Raw genomic sequence first — 17,491 nt, 5'->3', positions numbered from 1 at the left:
TCTTGTTCTCCTTGTGATTCAGCGCGGCATCGAACGGATCGATGAAGGACCGCCAGGGACCGTCAGTCGCTCGCCCGTATCGCGGAGCTTGCCCGCATCGACGGCAAAGACAGCGATCTGCTTCTCGACATTGAATTGCACGAGGATGTACTTGCTGTCCGCGGTGAACACCACGCCCTGCCCGCCCTCGCCCGCGGGCAACTCGCCCACCCGTTGTGCCTGCCCTTCCCGGATCTCGAACAACACCAGCTTGCCGCGCTCGCGGCGGCCCGGATTGTCCGGCTTCAGGTTCGAGCCGTCCATGGACTGCGCAGCAATCCAACGTCCGTCCGGCGAGATCGCAGCGGCTTCGGGCAATGCAGGCACCGTGATGTGCTGGACCGCACGAAAGGGTCGCCTGGAGATGTCGATCAGCGTCACCGTGTCGGCATCCCCTGCAAGCACGCCCACGTCGCCGGCAAGGCCCGCCAATCCGACATTGCTGACGACAGCCCAGCGGCCGTCGCTCGACACGTCCACCGAATACGGCGCGATGCCGCTGGAGACCCGCTCGCGTCGCGTGGTGACCGCGCCGGGAGCCACGTCCAGCACCACCACGCCCTGCTCGTCGCGAAGCGCCACCAGCGCCGACTTGCCATCCGGCGTGAAGCTGATGCCGGCCAGGCGCCCCTTGGACAATGCCAGGTCGCCGGTGGCCACCAGCGTCTTGCCCTGGATCTCGAAGGACGTGACGGTGCCGCCCACCGTGGCCGCCAGCAGCACCGTGCCGGCGCGGTTCACCGCCAGCCCCTGCGGATGGTGCGCGATCGGCACCTTGGCGATCACGCGCGGCGGCGTGGCCTCGAGATCGACGAGTTGCAGGTAGTTCTCCAGGATGTTCTTCTGCGCCGCATGGTCGTAACGGTTTGGCGCCGAGACGATCGCCAGCTTGCCGTCGGGCGTGATGGCCACGGCCTGGGGCGGGCCGGCGATGGTGGCCGCCACCTCCACCGTCGCGACGATGCGCGGCGGAAAGCTGGAGGCATCGATCACGTTGAGCGTGTCGGGTCCGGCGTTCGTCGGAAAGGTGTCGCTGCCGGCGACGCGCTGGTACTTGGCGTCGTTGGTCGAGACGATCAGGTCGGCCGCGAGGGCGGATGGGGTCATGGCTATGCCGCAGGCCAGTGCGGCTGTGAGTTGGAAGACGTTCATGCTGATTGGCTCGGGCGCGCGGGCCGCGCGAGGGCGCAAGCTTGCCGCGCGAGTTCGCTGATGCGCGCCCAGTCCTTGCCCGCCACGGCGTCCGGAGGCGTGAGCCACGATCCACCGACACAGGCGACATTGCGCAGTGCGAGGAAGTCCGCGGCGGTGGCCGCGGAGATGCCGCCGGTCGGACAGAAGGTCACGTCGGGAAACGGACCGGCCATGGCCTTGAGCATGCCGATGCCGCCCGCTTGCTGCGCCGGGAAGAGCTTGAGTTCCGTGTAGCCGGCAGCGCGCGCGGCGATGACGTCGGACGGCGTCATCACGCCCGGCAGCAAGGGCAAGGCACTGTCTCGCGCCGCGGCAATCAACTCCGGCGTCAGGCCCGGGCTCACGCCGAACACGGCACCAGCCTTGCGGGCCCGCTTGAAGTCCTGCGGGTGCGTGATCGTGCCCACGCCGGTGATCGCGCCTTCGACCTCGTTCGCGATGGCCTCGATCGCCTGGAGCCCTTGCGGCGTGCGCAAGGTGACCTCGAGCACGCGGATGCCACCGGCCACCAGCGCTCGCGCCAGCGGCACCGCGTCGCTCAGTCGCTCGATGACGATGACCGGGATCACCGGCCCGGTGCGCATGGTGTCCAGGATGTTCATGCTTCGACTCCTTCGGCAAAGACGAAATGGCCATGCACGGGTGCGGCGTGCGACCCGCTCGCCGCGCCCGCAGGCTCGGCCGCCTGGAACGTGATCGCGCCCTCCTCCGCGCCCAGCGCGTTGACACGGAATGCCGCAAACAGTTCGCGGCCCATGCCGTGGCGGGACTCCACTAGATCGGCCACCGCCGGCTCACGCGCCTGCCACTCGGCAGCGTCGACGCGCGCTTCGAGCACGCCCCGCTCGCTGTCCAGCACGAGCATGTCGCCGTCGCGTACCCGCGCGAGCGGCCCGCCTGCGAGACACTCCGGCGTCACGTGGATGGCAGCAGGCACCTTGCCCGAAGCGCCCGACATGCGACCGTCCGTGACCAGCGCCACGCGGAACCCTTGGTCTTGCAGCACACCCAGGAGCGGCGTGAGCTTGTGCAGTTCGGGCATGCCGTTGGCGCGTGGGCCCTGGAAGCGGACCACCGCGACAAAGTCGCAATGCAGTTCGCCGCGGTCGAAAGCGGCCATCACGGCTTCCTGCGTGTCGAACACCCGAGCCGGTGCCTGAACCACGCGGTGTGCGGGCTTGACCGCCGAGGTCTTGATGACGGCTCGTCCCAGGTTGCCGCCCAGCAGCTTCAGGCCGCCGTCGTGGCTGAACGGTGCCGATGCAGTCGCCAGCACGCTGGTATCGGGATTCGCGCGTGACACGTCGCGCCAAGCCAGGCGCCCGGCTTCGTCGAGAAGCGGCTCCTGGCTGTAGCGCGCCAGCCCGCCAGCGCCAGCCACCGTCAGCGTGTCGCCGTGCAGCAGGCCGGCGTCGAGCAGTTCGCCGATCACATAGCCCATGCCGCCGGCGGCATGGAAGTGGTTCACGTCGGCCTTGCCATTCGGATAGACGCGCGCCAGCAGCGGCACCACCTCCGACAGGTCGCCGAAGTCGTCCCAATTGATGACGATGCCAGCCGCGCGCGCGATCGCGACCAAGTGGATCGTGTGGTTGGTCGACCCGCCCGTGGCCAGCAGCCCGACGATCGCGTTGGCGATCGCACGCTCGTCGACCACGTGGCCGATCGGCGTGTACTCGTTGCCCTCTGCCCCGATCTCGACCGCCCTCCTCGCGGCCGCGGCAGTCAGCGCGTCGCGCAATGGCGTGACCGGGTTGACGAAGGCCGCGCCCGGCAGGTGCAGGCCCATCACCTCCATCAGCATCTGGTTGCTGTTGGCCGTGCCATAGAAGGTGCAGGTGCCCGCGGAGTGATAGGACTTCTCCTCGGATTCCAGCAGCGCGTCGCGACCCACCTCGCCCTTGGCAAAGCGCTGGCGCACACGCGCCTTCTCGTCGTTGGAGATGCCCGACGGCATCGGCCCGCCGGGCACGAAGATCGTCGGCAGGTGGCTGAACTGCAAGGCGCCGATCAGCAGGCCCGGGACGATCTTGTCGCAAATGCCCAGGCACAGCGCGGCATCGAACATGTTGTGCGACAGCGCGACCGCGGTCGACAGGGCAATCACGTCGCGGCTGAACAGGGACAGCTCCATGCCGGGTTCGCCCTGCGTGACACCGTCGCACATCGCAGGCACCCCGCCCGCGAACTGCGCGGTGGCGCCGGCCTCGCGCGCCGCCTGCTTGAGCAGCGCCGGGAAGCGCTCGAAGGGCTGGTGCGCCGACAGCATGTCGTTGTACGAGGAGACGATCGCAATGTTGGGCCGCCGCAGTTCACGCAACATGATCTTGTCGCCCGCTGGCGCCGCCGCATAGCCATGCGCCAGGTTCGTGCAGCCGAGCGCCTGACGGATCGGGCCCTTGGCGCGGGCCTGCTCGAGGCGGGCCAGGTAGGCCGTGCGCAAGGGCGCACTGCGGCGGCGGATGCGGTCCGTGACCGTCTGAAGCACGGGATGAAGGCTCAATGGAATCTCCTCGAAAAGATGGGTCGACTGGGCGTGCCTTGCGGCACGCACCTCAGGCGCGTGCGATGTGCAGCAGGTTGGTGGTTCCGGCCTGGCCGAAGGGCATGCCGGCGGCGATGACGACGATGTCGCCAGACTTCGCGTGGCCTTCACGAATCGCCACGGCACAGCCAGTCTCGACCATCCCCGGCACATCGCTCACGTCGTGTTCCACATGCACCGAGTGCACGCCCCAGGCCAGCGCCAGTCGCCGCGCGACGGGCAGCTCGGGCGTGATGCTGAGCACGGGCACCACTGGACGCTCGCGCGCCGCGCGCAGGCTCGTGTAGCCGGAACGGGTGTAGGTGATCATGGCCGCCACCGGGACCAGGCTCGCGGTCTGGCGCAGCGACGAGCAGATCGCATCGGCCACGGTGGAGTCGGACGCGCTGTGCGACGCGTCGATCACCGTGCGGTAGTGCGGGTCGCGCTCGACCTCGGCAATGATGCGGTCCATCATCGCGACCGCTTCGCGCGGGTACTGGCCTGAGGCCGATTCAGCCGACAGCATCACCGCATCGGCGCCGTCGTAGATCGCGGTGGCGACGTCGGAGGCTTCGGCGCGCGTGGGCACGGGGGCGCTGATCATCGACTCCAACATCTGCGTGGCGACGATGACCGGCTTGCCGGCATCGCGACATGCCCGCACGATGCGCTTCTGGATGCTCGGCACCTGCTCTGCCGGCATTTCCACGCCAAGGTCGCCGCGGGCGACCATCACCGCATCGGAGAGCGCAACGATGGCATCGAGCCGCTCGATGGCGGCGGGCTTCTCCAGCTTGGCCAGCACGCCCGCGCGGCCTTGCACGATGTCGCGCAACTCCTGCATGTCCTCGGGCCGCTGCACGAAGGACAGCGCCACCCAGTCGACACCAAGCTGCAAGCCGAAGTCGAGATCGGCACGGTCCTTCGGCGTCAACGCCGAGATCGGCAGCAGCACCTCCGGCACGTTGACGCCTTTGCGCTCCGACAGCACGCCGCCGGCGACGACAGTGGTGTCCGCAAAGTCGGCGCCGCAAGCCTGCACGCGCAGGCGGATCTTGCCGTCGTCGAGCAGAAGGTCGGTGCCCGGCTTGAGCGCCGCGAAGATCTCGGGATGCGGCAGCGGCGCGCGCTGTTGCGTGCCGGGCGTGGTGTCCAGGTCGAGCCGGAATGCGTCGCCCGCGGCCAGCGTCACCGGCCCGTTCGCAAAGGTGCCGACACGCAGCTTGGGCCCTTGCAAGTCGAGCAGGATGGCGATGGGCCGCCCGGTTTCCTGCTCGATGCGCCGCACGATGTCGCGGCGTGCGAGATGCTGTTCATGGCTGCCGTGGCTGAAGTTGAAGCGGAACACGTCCGCGCCGGCCTCGAAGAGCGCGCGAATGGTCTCGGCGTCGGAGCTGGCCGGCCCGAGGGTGGCGACGATCTTGGCGTGGCGTTGTCTGTGCATGGTCTGCCCTCAGAGGATGAAGCCGGTGTTGATGAACTGCGACTGGTGGTCCTGCACGATCGCGTTGAGCAGCTTCTTGCTCGGCTCGGTCTGCTTGGCCGCGACCATCGAGCGGATCGAGAAGGCCCGCAGCGCGTCGGCCACCGACAGCGTGCCTTCGGCCGAGTCCTTGCGCCCCGCAAACGGAAACACGTCGGGACCGCGCTGGCACTGGCAGTTGATGTTCACGCGGCAGACCTGGTTGACGAGCGGGTCGACCAGCGCGCCGATCTGCGCGGGATCGGTGCCGAAGATGCTGACCTGCTGGCCGTGGTCCGAGGTGATGACGTAGTCGAGCGCGGCCTCGATGTCGTCGAAGGGCATGATGGGCACGAGCGGGCCGAACTGCTCCTCGCGGTAGAGCTTCATGCCTTCGCGCACCGGGTACACGACCGCCGGGGAATACAAGGTCTGGCAGAAGTCGCCGCCGCCCTCGTTGACGATGTTCGCGCCCTTCGCCTTCGCGTCTTCCAGCGCCTCGGTCATGTAGGCGGTGCGGTGCAGGCCCGGCAGCGGCGTGATGCTGACACCCGCCTCCCACGGCATGCCGACCTTGAGCTTGCCCAGTTCCTCGGTGAAGCGCTGCACGAAGCGCTCGACGATCGAGCGATGCACGATGAGCATCTTGAGCGCCGTGCAACGCTGACCGTTGAACGACAGCGCGCCGAGCAGGCATTCCTTCACCGCCAACTCGATGTCGGCATCCGGGAGCACGATGGCCGCGTTCTTCGCGTCGAGGCCGAGGATGGCCCGCAGCCGGTGCGACTTCGGATGCTGCTTCTTCAGATGGTCGGCCACCTTGCTCGAGCCGATCAGCGCCAGCACGTTCACCTTGCCAGAGGCCAGCAAGCGCGGCACCACCACCGCACCTGGCGCATAGATGGTGTTGATCACGCCCGGCGGGAAGGCCGTGCGAAACGCCTCCAGCAGCGGATGGAACAGCAAGGTCCCGTACTGCGGCGGCTTGAACACCACCGTGTTGCCCATGAGCAGCGCCGGGATCAGGGTCGCGAAGGTCTCGTTCAGCGGATAGTTGTAGGGCCCCATGCACAGCACCACGCCCAGCGGCGTGCGGCGGATCTGACCGATCGTGCCCTCGGCGATCACGAAGCGCGAGCTGCCGTTGTCGAGTTCCTTCAACGATTCGATGGTGGCCTGGATGTATTCGACGGTGCGGTCGAACTCCTTGCGCGAATCGGCCAGGCTCTTGCCGATCTCCCACATGATCAGCTTCACGATCAGTTCGCGCTGCTGCGCCATCTGCCGGACGAACTCCTGCATGCAGCCGATGCGCTCGGCCACGGCCATCGTGGGCCATGCGCCGCGTCCATTGGCATAGGCGGCGACGGCTGCGTCGAGCGCGGCATCGCTCTCGGCCTCGCCCATCACTGGGTAGCTGCCGATCTCGACCTGCTTCGCCTCGCCCGTGGCCAAGTCGCGTGTGCAAACGGGGGACAGCACGGTCTTGCAGGGGCCATTCCATTCGACGAGTTGGCCCTGGATCAGGGAGTGGCGCTGGTGCAGCGGCGCGGACAGGCGATGTTCTGCGGGAATGTCTTCGGGAAGCGGGAAGTGCTGCGCGAGTTGGGCGCGGCGGTCGAGGGTCGTCATCTCTGAGCCTTGGGTTGGTGGCTGGGCAGCCGGGGCGCGAGCGCGCCGGCCGGCATCGGGAGGTCAATGAAGTCGCCGCTGATGTGAAACCGGTTTCATTTCAGGACGAAGACACCCACTCGAACCAGCCCAGGTTGCTGGAAACGTTGGAGCAGTGACCCCGGCCTGCGGTTGGCGGGCGTTGCGACTACGCCTGCGGCCAAGCGATCACTGCATCTTGGGCAGATCCACGCCAAGCCACTTGCGGTACAGCTTGTTGAGTTCTCCGTTGGCCGTGTTGCGCGCGACGAACTCGTTGATGTTCTTGAGCAGGTCGTCCTGGCCCGGCTTCATCACGATGCCCATGAACTGCTGGCGCAGCACGAACTTCTCTTCGTAGGCACCGGGCACGCGCTTGGCGATCTGGTTGGCGACGATGGTGGGGCAGCCGATCGCGTCGACCTGGCCGGAGATCAGCGCCTGCATGGCCGAGGAGTCGTCGTCGAAACGGCGGATCTCGGTGCCCTCCGGCGCGGCGGCCGTGAGCGCCACGTCCTGCGTGCTGGCGCGCGTGACACCGACGCGCAGGCCCTTCAGGTCCGCCGGCGTCTTGATCGGCGTCTTGACGGTGCCGTACAGCACGATGGTGGCCGCCGAATACGGCGTGGAGAACTGCACCTGCTTCGAACGCTCCGGCGTGATGGCGAGAACGGCCACCAAGGTGTCGACCTTGTTGGTGAGCACGTAGGGGATGCGATTGGGTCCGGTCACCGTCACCATGTTGAGTTTCACGCCCCAGTCCTTGGCAAGCAGCCTGGCCACGTCCGCGTCATAGCCGTCCGGCTGGTTCTGCGCGTTGGTCGTCGCGAAAGGCGGGACATCGACCATCACGCCCACCGTGATTTCGCCCTTCTTCTTGATGTCGGCCATGGTCTGGGCGGACGCGATGAATGCGGGCAGGGCCATGGCGAGAGCAAGGCCGGAAACAAGCAAGGCGCGGCGGGAAGCGAAGCGGATCATGAGGTCTCCTGATGTGATGCCTCATTTTATGAAACCGGTTTCAGTCGTGATATAGGGATATCCCGTAGAGTCACTTCTGCTTTGGTTAGCGTCATCGCGACAAATGGTTGCGCAGGGTCGGTACAAACAATAAAATAGCTTTTAACCACCTTTAAACTTGTTTTATTGATGTCCAAGCACAGCCCCGCCTTGGCAGCCCTGCCAGCACCCGTCCAAGCGTCGCTGGCGCGGACAGGTCAGCGCCTGCGCGCGCACCGAGTCCAGCGCGGCTGGACGGTGGCCGAGATGGCGGAGCGCCTGTTTTGCTCGCCAACCACTTGGCGAGCCCTGGAAGCCGGCAAGCCGGGCACGAGCATCGGCCTCTTCGCGCAAGCGCTGTGGTTGTTCGGAGAACTGGAATCGCTGGACGGGGTGGCACCGGTGCCCGCCGGGCTGGCGTCCAACCGGCGGGTCCGCCGCCCGTCCGGCAAGGTTGCGCCGGGCGTGATCGGAGAGGCGGAACGTGATTTCTGAATCCGACGCCATGGAGCGCACGGTCTACGTCGGCATCGCGCAAGGCGGGCCAGTCGATGTACAGCCCGCGGGCTTGCTGAAGCTGGCCCGGCACGGTGTCATGGAGTCGGGCGAATTCGCCTATGGACGTCGCTACCTGCAGGAACCCGGCGCGCTGCCGATCAATCCGGACCATCTCCCGCTGCGCGATGCGCCGTTCGTGTTGTCCGAGCGTCGCATCCGTGACGGCGGCGCCATGCCCTTGACCTTGCGCGACGCACTGCCAGACAGCTGGGGCCGCAAGGTACTGGAAGTGCAGCAAGGCCGGCCGCTGTCGGACATCGACGCCCTGCTGCTCACCAACGAGGACCGCGTCGGCGCGATGGTGTTTTCCGAGTCCTTGCCCATCCGCCCAGACGCACCGACGACCGCGCTCCTGTCGCTCGCGGAACTGGCGGAAGTATCACGGCGCATCGAGGCTGGCATGGAGGTCACACCGCGCATGCAGCAGCTCCTGCGAGGCGGCAGCCTAGGCGGCGCGCGGCCCAAGGCTACGTTCGTGCATGAGGGTCGCCGGCATATTGCCAAGTTCGCGTCGCGCGGGGACGAGCACGACATGGAAATCGTGGAAGCGGCGACGCTCGGGTTGGCGAGGTCCTGCGGCATCGCGGTGCCGAATTTCCTGCTCCAACCCCTCGCCACGGGCGGCAATGCCTTGCTTGTCCAGCGCTTCGACCGCGTCGGTCCCGTGACCGACGAGCGGCGCTTGCACTATCTCTCCTCGTCCGCGCTGCTGGACGTGCCGTACGAATCCAGCGGCGGCAGCTATGTGGAACTGGCCCACTCGCTGCGTCGCCTGTCCGCAAGCCCGGAGCAGGACATTCGCGAACTGTTTCGCCGCATGGTCTTCAACCTGTGCGTAGGCAACAGCGACGACCACGTGAAGAACCACGGCGTGCTGCGCCAGCGCGACGGTTCGTGGCGGCTGGCGCCTGCGTTCGACCTTGTCGCGCAGTTGGACGGCCACACCGGCTACCAGGAACTCGCGATTCTGCCCGGCCGGCACGTATCGAGCCTTGCATTGGCACGCGAGGCGGCACCGCATTTCGGGCTGACACCCGCACGGGCGGCGGCGTTGATCCGATCGATCGGCACCACGGTGACTGAACAGGCGCGGGCGTCCCTCCAGGCTGCTGGAGCCAACGCCGCCCTTGCCAGGCGCTGCGCGACCTTCATCGCGCAGCAGGCCGAGCGCATCCGCGCATGAATGTCGCGGAAAATCCCCGCCAGACTTCTTTCGCCCGCGCCGCCCGGCGCCGGCCTTCCAGGAAACGGATTCCCGTCTTGACTTCGATCTCGCCAGCCGAGCTGGCCTCCCATACGCCCATGATGGCGCAGTACCTCCGCTTGAAAGCGGACCACCCGGACACCCTGCTGTTCTACCGGATGGGCGATTTCTACGAGCTGTTCTGGGCCGATGCCGAGAAGGCCGCCCGCCTGCTCGACATCACGCTGACGCAGCGCGGCCAGTCGGCCGGCCAGCCGGTGGTGATGTGCGGCGTCCCTTTCCACGCGGTCGATACCTACCTCGCGCGGCTCATCAAGCTTGGCGAATCGGTCGCGATCTGCGAGCAGGTCGGCGAAGTCGGTGCGAGCAAGGGGCCGGTCGAGCGCAAGGTGATGCGGGTCGTGACGCCTGGCACGCTGACCGATTCGGAACTGCTCAACGACCGCAGCGAGTCGCTGCTGCTGTCCGTGCATGCCGGTACGCGCAATTTCGTCGGACTGGCCTGGCTCAGCGTGACCGGCGCGGACCTGCACCTGGCCGAATGCCCGGCCGATGCGCTGGAAGCCTGGATCGGGCGCATCGCGCCGAGCGAGGTGCTCTACAGCGCCGAGGTCACGCCCGCCTTCGAGAACCGGCTCAAGGCGGCGCGCTCGGGCACAGCCCCTTTCACTTTGTCGATCCGTCCGGCCTGGCAATTCGACGGCGGCCTGGGCGAGCGCAAGCTGAGCGAACAACTCGCCAGCGTGAGCCTCGCGGCCTGGAACGCCGAAGGGCTGACGAATGCGCACGCAGCGGCATCCGCGTTGCTCGGCTATGCCGAGCACACGCAGGGCCGCGCTCTGACGCACTTGCAGAAACTGGTGGTCGAGCGCGACGGCGAATTGATCGAACTGCCGCCCACCACGCGCCGCAATCTCGAACTGGTGCAGACGCTGCGCGGCGAGGATTCGCCGACGATGTTCTCTCTACTCGACACCTGCATGACCGGCATGGGCAGCCGGATGCTCAAGCGCTGGCTGCTCGCGCCACGGCGTGACCGTTCCGAGGCACAAGCCCGGCTGGAAGCCATCGCCGCCTTGCAGACGACGACCGCCGGCAGCACCGCCCTGCCCTGGCGCACGCTGCGCGAGCAACTCAAGAACACCAGCGACGTCGAGCGCATCGCCGCGCGCATCGCCTTGCGCCAGGTGCGCCCGCGCGAACTCGTGGCGCTGCGCCTGGCACTCGCCAAGACCGAGCAGCTTGCGCCTGCACTGCCGGCCTTCGCTGCGCTGCTCGCTGGCATCAGCAACGACTTCGCCGCGCCCCCCGGCTGCGCCGAATCACTCGTCAGCGCGATCAAGCCCGACCCCTCCGCCCTCGTGCGCGACGGCGGCGTGATCGCCACCGGCCATGACGCCGACCTCGACGAGTTGCGCGCCATCAGCGACAACTGCGATGACTTCCTGCTGCAACTCGAAGTCGCGGAGCGCGAGCGCACCGGCATCACCAACCTGCGCGTGCAGTTCAACCGCGTGCATGGCTTCTACATCGAGGTCACGCAAAGCATGCTGTCCAAGGTGCCGGACAACTACCGCCGCCGCCAGACGCTGAAGAATGCAGAGCGCTTCATCACGCCGGAGCTCAAGGCCTTCGAGGACAAGGCGCTCTCGGCGCAGGACCGCGCACTCGCCCGCGAGAAGTTCCTCTACGAGCAACTGTTGGATGCCCTGCAAGCCCACGTCCCGGCGCTGACCCGACTGGCCGGCGCACTGGCCACGCTCGATGCGCTCTGCGCACTGGCCGAGCGCTCGCACACGCTGAACTGGCGCGCCCCCACCTTCGTCGCGCACCCCTGCATCGAGATCACCGGCGGCAGGCACCCCGTGGTCGAAGCCCGGCTCGCAGAAAAGTCCGCCGGCAACTTCATCGCCAACGACACGAAGATGGGCCCGCAGCAGCGCATGCAGGTCATCACCGGCCCCAACATGGGCGGCAAGTCGACCTACATGCGGCAGGTCGCGATCATCGTGCTGCTGGCCTCCATCGGCAGCCACGTGCCGGCCACGGCCTGCCGGCTCGGCCCGATCGACGCGATCCACACGCGCATCGGCGCGGCCGACGACCTGGCCAATGCGCAGTCGACCTTCATGCTGGAGATGACCGAGGCCGCGCAGATCCTGCACGGCGCGAGTGCGCAGTCGCTGGTGCTGATGGACGAGATCGGCCGCGGCACCAGCACCTTCGACGGCCTCGCACTCGCTGCCGGCATCGCGGCACAACTGCATGACCGCACCAAGGCCTTCACGCTGTTCGCGACGCATTACTTCGAGCTGACCGAGTTCCCGGCCACGCACCATGCCGCCGTCAACATGCATGTGAGCGCGACCGAGTCGGGCCGCGACATCGTCTTCCTGCACGAAATGCAGCCCGGCCCGGCCAGCAAGAGCTACGGCATCCAGGTCGCGCGCCTGGCCGGCATGCCGGCGGCTGTGGTCAACCATGCCCGGCAGGCGCTGGAGGCCCTGGAGGCGCAGCAGACGCAGACACGTGCGCAGGTCGACCTGTTCGCGCCGCCGCCCGAGGTCGAGGCACCGATGGCGAGCGCCGTAGAATCCGCCCTTGCCTCGCTGGACCCCGACGCGATGAGCCCCAGGGAGGCGCTCGAAGCGCTCTACACCCTCCAAAAACTGAACAAGCGCGCCGCGGCCAACTGAACGGGCCCGATTCGTGCACAGAGACTGCTCATGACATATTGCGTAGGCATCAAACTCAACGCCGGCCTGGTGTTCCTCTCCGACTCGCGCACCAACGCGGGCGTGGACCACATCAGCACCTTCCGCAAGATGATCGTGTACGAGCAGCCGGGCGACCGCTTCATGGTGCTGCTGTCGGCGGGCAACCTGAGCATCTCGCAGTCGGTGCGCGAGATCCTCCAGATCGAGGAACTGCAGGAGCCCAACGGCGGGCCGCCCATCACGATCTGGAACGCGAAGAGCATGTTCGACGCCGCGCGCGTGCTCGGCTCGGCCGTACGCCACGTCTACGACCGCGATGCCGAGGCGCTGAAGCATGCGGGCCTGGATTTCAACGTGTCTTTCGTCTTCGGCGGCCAGGTCAAGGGCGAAGGCATGCGCCTGTTCCTGGTCTACTCGGCTGGCAACTTCATCGAGGCCACCAACGAGACGCCCTACTTCCAGGTCGGCGAATCAAAGTACGGCAAGCCGGTGCTCGACCGCGTGCTCACACCCGAGACGCCGCTCGACGAAGCCGCCAAGTGCGCGCTGGTGTCGATGGACTCGACCATGAAGTCCAACCTCTCGGTCGGCCTGCCGCTGGACCTGGTGGTCTACGAAGCCAACAAGCTGCAGACCGACCGCGTGATCTGCATCGACGCAGAAAACCCCTACTACCGCATGATGCACAACAGCTGGGGCCAGAAGCTGCGCGAGGTGTTCGACAGCATCGAGGATCCGGTCTGGGACGACTCGGTCTCCGAGCATCCGCTGAAGATGCCGGCGGCGCGCCACAGTGCGCTGCGCAAGATCTCAACACCCGAAGAAAAACTCATCTAAAAGCTTCTTTCCCCGCAAAGACAAACCAGCAAGCCCTTGCTGACCATTCAGTACTTCAACGCAGCACCAAGGTCTTTGCTCGCACGTTCTTCGGACCGCAGGAGTAGCCTCTCGTCGTTCGCTCCCGATCAGACATCTTGGTCGTCCATTGAATACCAAGACTGATAGCATCCCGACGTGATCGCGGCTCCATCACGCTTTTCACGCTGGTTGCACGGCACACAAAGCAACTGCAAATTGGTGATGTCGTTGAGACCCCATGCCGACAACGGAACAATGTGATCGTAGTTCTCGATATTGTCGAGGCTCACCAACCCGCTCACATCGCTCTCGCACAAGACGCATTTTCCACGGTCTCGAAAAAACACGGCGCGCTGCGCCCACCTTGGTGGCCTCACCCTCGCCAAGGTTCCGTTCGGAGCAAGAAGCGACCGATTCAGGTCCTCGACACGATCCCAGTCACCCCTTCTCAGGATTCCCGAAACGTAGTCATTGAACAGCATCATGAGCTCGCGATTTTGAAAGAGGACATGGAAGACCTCATCCACCGTCTGTTTCATGAGATCTTCGTATGCTGCTGATAACCAAACCTCGTTCATGAATTCGTAGATATCGTCTTCATTGGCGGACTCGAAAGTCTTTCCGGCGTCGGCCAAGAACTCGAAAAACGTCTGGTACTCAAACCCATGATGGTCGAAAGCTTCTTCGATCGGCAATTTATGTGGCCTCTGGTCAGCAATCGCCGAAGGAATGTTCTGAAAAGACCGATAGATTCGCTTGCTCCTATCGATGTCGAACGCCTCCACTTGGTCCGAGTGGAAGCCACGGACAGCAAACTCAATGAACTGATGGAAGACTGAGTACTTCTGGTAAGGAGCCAACCAGCCAGCCCATTGCTCATCGCAGTGAAAACCCTCCAAGAGCAAGGCGTTGTCCAAAGTGTTCTTTATGAACTCATCCACGACGGCGCACATGTTGTAGGTCTCGTAAAACCTGGCCACGATATTCATTGCTTTTTCCTCCTCATATAGGCGTCGGCGGAGACCAGCCTCTCGACGTCGCACTTCGTCTTCATTGGTGAGCATTATTGACGCCTCTGAATCATGGCCTGAGAGCTTCTTATTGAGAGTTGCCCTGTTCACGGATTTCGGTATCCTGACCCATCCAACCTTTTGACGTTGTAGACCGCCTTCGACGTTGTCCATCGAACCCATTCTTGTTCAAGCCAGTGCTGCCTTCCATCGTCTTCTCCCACGGCAACAGCTTCCCGGCCAGCACCTACCGCGTGATGCTCGACAGCCTGCGCAATCGCGGCTTCGAGGTCGACGCGGTCGAGAAATTCGGCCACGACCCGAAGTACCCCGTCACCGACAACTGGCCCAACCTGGTGCAACAGTTGGCGGACTTCACCAAGGCACGGATCAGCAAGAGGAAGAGCGGCCCGGTGTTCCTGGTCGGCCATTCGCTCGGCGGCTTCCTGAGCCTCATGTGCGCGGCGCAGCATCCGGAACTGGCCAAGGGCGTGGTGCTGCTCGATTCGCCGCTCCTCGGTGGCTGGCGTGCGGACACGCTCAGTTTTGCCAAGCTATCGCCCTTCATGCAGCAGATGTCGCCGGGCGCGGTGAGTCGCAAGCGCCGGACCACCTGGGCCCATCGAGACGAGGTGTTCGAGCATTTCCGCAGCAAGAAGGCCTTTGCGAAGTGGGACGAGCAGGTGCTGCACGACTACATCGACCACGGCACGCTGGAAGCCGGGGACGAACGTGTGCTGAGCTTCGACCGCGATGTGGAGACGGCCATCTACAACACCATCCCGCACAACCTTGGGAGCCTGCTGCGCAAGCATCCGCTCAAGTGCCCGGCGGCCTTCGTCGGCGGGCGCCAGTCGCGAGAGATGAAGGCAGTGGGCATGCAGATGACCGAGAAGGTCACGCACGGGCGGATCAGCATGCTGGATGGGACGCACCTGTTCCCGATGGAAAAGCCGATCGCGACGGCGGCGGCAGTCGAGGCGTCGCTGCGCAACCTGCTGGGCTGAACGCAGTCGCCGACCGCAATCGCGATGCGCTTCAGGGCGCGCCGGACGCAGTCACCTGGCACTGCATGGTGATTACCACCTGGCCGCCTGCCGGAAAGATCGGGATCGTCACGCCACCCGCTCCGAGCAGGCTGCTCGCAGGCACCGTGGCGCTCGGGCATGCCGCGCCGCCGCTGGCCGTACAGGTCACCGGCGTGCTGGGCGCAGGACAGCTCAGGCCTGCGCCGGGCACGTCGCGGATCACCGCACCGTTGGCCGCGCCGGGGCCGTTGTTGCTGCCGGTCAGCGTGTAGGTCACGATGTCTCCGGCTTGTGCGTTCGCAGGGCTGGCGGCCTTCACGATCGCAAGGTCGGCCTTGGGGCCCGGCACGTTGGTGATCGTGCAGTTCAGGTCATCGCCGATCACCGGCGTGACGCTGAAGCTCGCCCCATTGCCGCTCGGCGCCTGTCCGCCCGCCAGGGCGTTGGTGCAGGCCCAGGTGCTGGCGTAGTTGGCCAGGTCGGCGCCGCCCGTGGCAGCTTCGGACAGCGTATAGGGGCTGCCGGCGGTGGCGTTGACCAGCACGGCCGATTCGCTTGGCGTGTTGCTGCTACCGGTGGTCGTCGCGGTGACGGGGCCGCCGGTGCCGGCGATGCTCAGCGCGAACTGGTCCGCGGCCACGAAGCGCCCGCTCGGCAGTGCCTTGGCCAGCCGCAACGTGGGCTGCCTGGCGTTGGTGAAGGTACAGACGATGTTCGACCCCAGTGCAGTGGCAGCCGCATCGAGCGTCACCTTGCGGTTGGCCGGGTCCGGCGCCGCGCTGCCGCCCGTGGCCATTCCGGTGCAGCTGATGTCGGTGAGCGCGTAGCCCGGGGAAACGGCTTCGGTGATGGTGGTGGCGCCACCCACCGTGGTCAGCAGGCTCGGCGTGCCCGCCACGGCGGTGCCAGGCGTCGTGGTCGTCAGCGTCTGCGCGGCCACGCCGTTGTCGCCGGAGAAGGAGAACGCGCCCACGCCACCCACGCTGATCTTGCGGATCGTCACCTGGGGCGGTGGCGCGTCGGTGTCGGTGGCCGTGTTGTTTGCGGGGTTCGAATCGATGAAGCCGGGCGGGGTCGTGATGGTCGCGGTGTTGACCAGGTTGCCGGTGAAAGTCGCCGGCACGGTCAGTTTCACCTTGAAGGTCGCCGATGCATTCAGCGGCAGGTTGACCTTGGCATGCGACAGCGCGCCCGTGCCGGAACCCGTCACGCACACGCCGCCATTGGCAGCCGTGCAAGTCCAGCCGCCGGCCGTGGTGCCAGCGGGCAGCGGATCGTCCACATCGGCGTTCTGCACGCCGAAGGGGCCGTTGTTGGTCACGACCACGTCGTAGGTGATGTCCGTTCCGGGCCGGTAGGACGGCACGCCATCGGTCTTGGTGATGGCCAGGTCGGTCGACAGGACCACGTCCGCGGTGGTGCAGTGCGCACCATCGTTGCCGGTGCTTGGCGGCGACGAGGAGATGACGGTTCGCACACCCGTGGCGACGTCATACTGGTAGAACACGCCGCTGTTGGCCGCGCCGAACACACCGTTGCTGGCGCCGATCATCGCGCCAACCTGGTCGCCGTCGTTGTAGGGCGAACCGATGAAATTCACTTGCGCCGGGCTGCTGTTGAGGTCGATGGAAACGAGCTGGCTGGCCTGCCCCGTCACGCCATAGAGAAGGCCCTTGGCCGTCCCCTGCTTGACCCATGCCAGGTCGGCCACGCCAAAGGCAGCCGTCATAGGGACCTGCGTGGCCACGATGGGCACGCCCGGCGCGAGCTGCTTCAGGTCGATCACCCACAGCGCGTTCTGCACACCGCCGGTGACCACAGGCTTGACGTACATCAGTCCGTCATCGGTGACGTCGGCGGAGTTGTAGTTCTGCGCCGCGGTGGGGTCGAAACCCGCGATGGGACCCATGTTCGTGACCGAGCCGTCGGACGCGATGCGCGCGAGGTTGTGGCCGCTGTTGATGATCCCGTACATGTAGCCGTCGAGCTTGTTGAAGCCGATGGCGTTGTAGTTCAGGCCCGCTGCCGGCTTGCCCACCAGCGGAAATGTGAAGGGGTTCTTGCTCGTGTCGACCCTGTACAGCGCGAAGCCGGCAGAGCCGCCGGATTGCGCCACGTACATCTCGACCGGGCAGGTGGCGAAGGGTCCACCCGCAGCGGATGCAGGCGTCGAAAACGACAGTGCCGCGAGCAGGCTGACAGCGGCGGCGCCGCACCAGCGGGAAAGTTTCTTGAGCATCATGTC

13 protein-coding genes are annotated in these 17,491 nt (G+C 66.1%); 5 read left to right on the top strand and 8 right to left on the bottom strand.

Annotation, left to right across the window (positions count from 1 at the left end; all coding sequences use genetic code 11):
* Positions 1 to 18 precede the first annotated feature (18 nt).
* From WKW79_RS12265 to WKW79_RS12240, 6 genes are all read right to left on the bottom strand, one after another.
* A complete protein-coding gene (locus WKW79_RS12265; protein WP_340335427.1) occupies positions 19 to 1,191 on the bottom strand; it encodes a lactonase family protein in 1,173 nt (390 codons plus the stop codon).
* Entirely contained in the window at positions 1,188 to 1,835 is a 648-nt protein-coding gene (eda, locus tag WKW79_RS12260; protein WP_340335426.1) for a bifunctional 4-hydroxy-2-oxoglutarate aldolase/2-dehydro-3-deoxy-phosphogluconate aldolase, read from the bottom strand. Before eda ends, WKW79_RS12265 begins: the two co-directional genes overlap by 4 nt.
* Positions 1,832 to 3,736, bottom strand: coding sequence for a phosphogluconate dehydratase (gene edd, locus WKW79_RS12255; RefSeq protein WP_340335425.1), 1,905 nt, complete (start codon positions 3,734 to 3,736; stop codon positions 1,832 to 1,834). The genes eda and edd overlap by 4 nt, the downstream gene beginning before the upstream one ends.
* A gap of 52 nt (positions 3,737 to 3,788) precedes the next feature.
* Positions 3,789 to 5,204 carry a pyruvate kinase gene (pyk, locus tag WKW79_RS12250; RefSeq protein ID WP_340335424.1) on the bottom strand — a complete coding sequence of 472 codons (1,416 nt, stop codon included), beginning with the start codon at positions 5,202 to 5,204 and terminating at the stop codon, positions 3,789 to 3,791.
* 9 nt (positions 5,205 to 5,213) lie between these two features.
* Entirely contained in the window at positions 5,214 to 6,854 is a 1,641-nt protein-coding gene (locus WKW79_RS12245) for an NADP-dependent glyceraldehyde-3-phosphate dehydrogenase (RefSeq protein ID WP_340335423.1), read from the bottom strand.
* A 207-nt stretch (positions 6,855 to 7,061) separates the two neighbouring features.
* Positions 7,062 to 7,853: a transporter substrate-binding domain-containing protein gene (locus tag WKW79_RS12240; RefSeq protein ID WP_340335422.1), complete on the bottom strand. Its 792-nt coding sequence runs from the start codon at positions 7,851 to 7,853 to the stop codon at positions 7,062 to 7,064.
* A 168-nt stretch (positions 7,854 to 8,021) separates the two neighbouring features.
* Between WKW79_RS12240 and WKW79_RS12235 the strand changes: the two genes are divergently transcribed.
* The 4 genes from WKW79_RS12235 to WKW79_RS12220 all read left to right on the top strand — a co-directional run bounded on the left by WKW79_RS12235 (position 8,022) and on the right by WKW79_RS12220 (position 13,187).
* Positions 8,022 to 8,366, top strand: a complete 345-nt coding sequence (locus tag WKW79_RS12235) for a helix-turn-helix domain-containing protein (protein WP_340335421.1) — start codon at positions 8,022 to 8,024, stop codon at positions 8,364 to 8,366.
* Positions 8,356 to 9,612, top strand: a complete 1,257-nt coding sequence (locus WKW79_RS12230; RefSeq protein ID WP_340335420.1) for a type II toxin-antitoxin system HipA family toxin — start codon at positions 8,356 to 8,358, stop codon at positions 9,610 to 9,612. Before WKW79_RS12235 ends, WKW79_RS12230 begins: the two co-directional genes overlap by 11 nt.
* 119 nt (positions 9,613 to 9,731) lie before the next feature.
* Positions 9,732 to 12,329, top strand: coding sequence for a DNA mismatch repair protein MutS (mutS, locus tag WKW79_RS12225; protein ID WP_340335646.1), 2,598 nt, complete (start codon positions 9,732 to 9,734; stop codon positions 12,327 to 12,329).
* A gap of 30 nt (positions 12,330 to 12,359) precedes the next feature.
* Entirely contained in the window at positions 12,360 to 13,187 is an 828-nt protein-coding gene (locus WKW79_RS12220; protein WP_340335419.1) for a proteasome-type protease, read from the top strand.
* A 128-nt stretch (positions 13,188 to 13,315) separates the two neighbouring features.
* On the opposite strand, the gene WKW79_RS12215 is transcribed toward WKW79_RS12220, so the two are convergent.
* Positions 13,316 to 14,392, bottom strand: a complete 1,077-nt coding sequence (locus tag WKW79_RS12215) for an HNH endonuclease (protein ID WP_340335418.1) — start codon at positions 14,390 to 14,392, stop codon at positions 13,316 to 13,318.
* 26 nt (positions 14,393 to 14,418) lie between these two features.
* Between WKW79_RS12215 and WKW79_RS12210 the strand changes: the two genes are divergently transcribed.
* Positions 14,419 to 15,225, top strand: coding sequence for an alpha/beta fold hydrolase (locus WKW79_RS12210; protein WP_340335645.1), 807 nt, complete (start codon positions 14,419 to 14,421; stop codon positions 15,223 to 15,225).
* 31 nt (positions 15,226 to 15,256) lie between these two features.
* On the opposite strand, the gene WKW79_RS12205 is transcribed toward WKW79_RS12210, so the two are convergent.
* Positions 15,257 to 17,488 carry a DUF6923 family protein gene (locus WKW79_RS12205; protein WP_340335417.1) on the bottom strand — a complete coding sequence of 744 codons (2,232 nt, stop codon included), beginning with the start codon at positions 17,486 to 17,488 and terminating at the stop codon, positions 15,257 to 15,259.
* Positions 17,489 to 17,491 lie beyond the last annotated feature (3 nt).

Origin of the sequence: Variovorax robiniae (assembly GCF_037889955.1) — a bacterium.
Taxonomy (GTDB): Bacteria; Pseudomonadota; Gammaproteobacteria; order Burkholderiales; family Burkholderiaceae_C; genus Variovorax; species Variovorax robiniae.
Note: the sequence above shows the minus strand (reverse complement) of the source record. Positions and strands in the feature narration are given on the sequence as shown.

Coding starts and splice junctions, on each gene's coding strand:
- eda (WP_340335426.1), bottom strand. CDS start 1,835: ATGAACATCCTGGACACCATGCGCACCGGGCCGGTGATCCCGGTCATC.
- WKW79_RS12235 (WP_340335421.1), top strand. CDS start 8,022: ATGTCCAAGCACAGCCCCGCCTTGGCAGCCCTGCCAGCACCCGTCCAA.
- WKW79_RS12265 (WP_340335427.1), bottom strand. CDS start 1,191: ATGAACGTCTTCCAACTCACAGCCGCACTGGCCTGCGGCATAGCCATG.
- WKW79_RS12245 (WP_340335423.1), bottom strand. CDS start 6,854: ATGACGACCCTCGACCGCCGCGCCCAACTCGCGCAGCACTTCCCGCTT.
- WKW79_RS12205 (WP_340335417.1), bottom strand. CDS start 17,488: ATGATGCTCAAGAAACTTTCCCGCTGGTGCGGCGCCGCCGCTGTCAGC.
- WKW79_RS12220 (WP_340335419.1), top strand. CDS start 12,360: ATGACATATTGCGTAGGCATCAAACTCAACGCCGGCCTGGTGTTCCTC.
- pyk (WP_340335424.1), bottom strand. CDS start 5,204: ATGCACAGACAACGCCACGCCAAGATCGTCGCCACCCTCGGGCCGGCC.
- mutS (WP_340335646.1), top strand. CDS start 9,732: ATGATGGCGCAGTACCTCCGCTTGAAAGCGGACCACCCGGACACCCTG.
- WKW79_RS12240 (WP_340335422.1), bottom strand. CDS start 7,853: ATGATCCGCTTCGCTTCCCGCCGCGCCTTGCTTGTTTCCGGCCTTGCT.
- WKW79_RS12215 (WP_340335418.1), bottom strand. CDS start 14,392: ATGGACAACGTCGAAGGCGGTCTACAACGTCAAAAGGTTGGATGGGTC.